We start from the raw sequence: 2,347 nt of genomic DNA, 5'->3' as shown, positions 1-2,347 counted from the left end.
CGCTGTCGGTGATGCGCTCGAGCCTGATCGGCGGCCTCGTCAACGTGCTGCGCTTCAACCTGGCGCGCAAGACCACGCGCGTGCGGGTGTTCGAATCGGGCCGCGTGTTCCGGCGCGATGCGTCGGTCGCCAACGGCGCCTTCAGCGTGGCCGGCATCGCGCAGCCGCTGCGCGTCGCGGGCCTCGCGTACGGTCCGGTCGATGCCTTGCAGTGGGCCGCGAAGGAACGCCAGGTCGACTTCTTCGACGTGAAGGGCGACATCGAGTCGCTGCTCGCGCCRCTGGCGGTCAGCTTCGTCGCCGCCGAGCACCCGGCGCTGCACCCGGGCCGTTCGGCGCGCATCGAGGTCGACGGGCAGGCCATCGGTCACGTCGGCGAACTGCACCCGAAGTGGCGGCAGTCGTACGAGCTGCCGCAGGCGCCGGTGCTGTTCGAGCTGGACGCCTCGGCACTGCAGCAGCGCCTGCTGCCGCAGTTCCAGCCGATCCCGAAGCAGCAGTCGGCCTGGCGCGACATCGCGGTGATCGCCGCAGAGCAGGTCACGCACGAGGCGCTGATCGGCACGATCGCGGCGGTCGACCCGGGCCTGATCCGCTCGGCGCGGCTGTTCGACATCTACAAGCCGGCGACGCCTGCCGCCGACATGGCCGCCGGCGAACGCAGCCTGGCCATCCGGCTCGAGCTGCTGGACGACGCCGCGACGCTGACCGACGAGCGCATCGAGGCCGGCGTGCACAAGGTGCTGGACAGCCTGAAGGCCCGCCTCGGCGTGCGCCTTCGCGGCTGAGGGGAGGCCGCGATGGACGACCACAACGACGACAAATCCCCGGCCCGTGTGCTGCTGCCGACGCTCGAGACGCCGACGCTCACCAAGGCCGAACTGGCCGAGCTGCTGTTCGAGCGGCTGGGCCTGAACAAGCGCGAATCGAAGGACATGGTCGAGGCTTTTTTCGACATCATCCACGGCACGCTGGTGAAGGGCGAGGACGTGAAGCTGTCGGGATTCGGTAATTTCAACATCCGGCGCAAGGCGCCGCGGCCGGGGCGCAACCCCCGGACCGGGGAATCGATACCGATCAAGGCGCGGAATGTTGTAACTTTTCACGCCAGTCACAAACTGAAGGGAGTTGTGCAGGGCGACATACCGGCGGGTGACGACTTCGAGTAAAGTCTTAGCTTTCTCTCTCGAACTCCTTGATTTCAATGGAGAAAGCGCTTCCCGCCATCCCTGCCAAACGCTACTTCACCATTGGTGAGGTTAGCGATTTGTGCGGCGTGAAGCCGTACGTGCTGCGCTATTGGGAGCAAGAGTTCACGCAGCTCAAGCCGATGAAGCGCCGCGGCAACCGGCGTTACTACCAGCATCACGAGGTGCTGCTGATCCGGCGCATCCGCGAGCTGCTGTACGAGCAGGGCTTCACGATCAGCGGGGCCCGCAACCGGCTCACCGAGCTGGTCCATTCGCGGGCTTCGTCGTCGTCGGCATCGTCCGGCGCGCCGGACGCTCACGATGCAGAGTTCGACGGCGAACCGGATGCCGAGCTCGATGCAGCCGGCCCCGATTCCGAGTTGCCGCTCGATGCTGCCCCCGAGGACGCACCCATTCCGCAACCGGTCGTTATCGTCGACGAGGTGTCGATGACGCAGATGCGCGAAGAGCTGATCTCGATCCGCCACCTGCTGGTTGCTTGAGGGCTTGTTGCCTGACCGGAACCGCCGGATTTCCACGCTATACTGCGCGGCTTACGTCGGGGTGTAGCGCAGCCTGGTAGCGCACTTGCATGGGGTGCAAGGGGTCGCGAGTTCGAATCCCGCCACCCCGACCATAGATAGCCAGCTAGAACGGTTAGGTCCCACTAACCAGCACGGAAAAAGCCCACTGAGGTCTGACTTGAGGTCTAACTCAAGTTGAAGCTCAGTGGGCTTTGTGCTTTTCCGGTCCCTCCACATGCCTCGCCGCGCGGACGAACACCCGCTGCAGCAGCACGCCGTGTTCCCTGCGCCCGGGTGCGCCGCTCAGCCCGAGCTCGCGGATCGCGCCGATGACGCGCACTGCTTCGAGCAGGCTGGAGGTCTCGATCAACCGGTAGACGCGGTGATTGCTGTCCTCGACGCCGAAGACCATCTGCACGCCATCGGGTCGGCTTGTCGCGTCGATGGTGTCGAGGGCGTTCATCAGGGCTTCGTCTTCCAGGGGGTGGAGACCATCGGTGATCAGGCGGCTGCGCATGGGTGCAAGGGGTCGGACTGCTGAGAACGCGGACGATGTTCGGACCGCGCCGCCGCGTCCGCCATCGGCGCCTTCCGAGCTTCGCGTAGGAGCAGATCCCCTTTGCAGCGCAGGCG

Annotated in this window: 4 protein-coding genes and 1 tRNA gene; 4 read left to right on the top strand and 1 reads right to left on the bottom strand. The window is 65.9% G+C overall.

Features of this window, described 5'->3' with window-relative positions; translation table 11 throughout:
• The 4 genes from AC1D12_RS31225 to AC1D12_RS31210 all read left to right on the top strand — a co-directional run.
• A partial coding sequence (locus tag AC1D12_RS31225; RefSeq protein WP_477845073.1) for a phenylalanine--tRNA ligase subunit beta-related protein occupies window positions 1–788 on the top strand: 788 nt, incomplete at its 5' end.
• A 12-nt stretch (window positions 789–800) separates the two neighbouring features.
• Window positions 801–1,169 carry an integration host factor subunit alpha gene (locus AC1D12_RS31220; RefSeq protein ID WP_047511799.1) on the top strand — a complete coding sequence of 123 codons (369 nt, stop codon included), beginning with the start codon at window positions 801–803 and terminating at the stop codon, window positions 1,167–1,169.
• Between the two features lie 35 nt (window positions 1,170–1,204).
• Window positions 1,205–1,693 (top strand): MerR family transcriptional regulator, encoded by a 489-nt coding sequence (locus tag AC1D12_RS31215; RefSeq protein ID WP_047511801.1) that lies wholly within the window; start codon window positions 1,205–1,207, stop codon window positions 1,691–1,693.
• Between the two features lie 57 nt (window positions 1,694–1,750).
• Window positions 1,751–1,827, top strand: a tRNA-Pro gene (locus AC1D12_RS31210).
• A gap of 89 nt (window positions 1,828–1,916) precedes the next feature.
• Here AC1D12_RS31210 and AC1D12_RS31205 read toward each other — a convergent pair.
• Window positions 1,917–2,231 (bottom strand): hypothetical protein, encoded by a 315-nt coding sequence (locus AC1D12_RS31205; protein ID WP_477829537.1) that lies wholly within the window; start codon window positions 2,229–2,231, stop codon window positions 1,917–1,919.
• Window positions 2,232–2,347: the final 116 nt, after the last annotated feature.

It is taken from the genome of Rhizobacter sp. P1_G5 (genome assembly GCF_056405435.1).
Note: the sequence above shows the minus strand (reverse complement) of the source record. Positions and strands in the feature narration are given on the sequence as shown.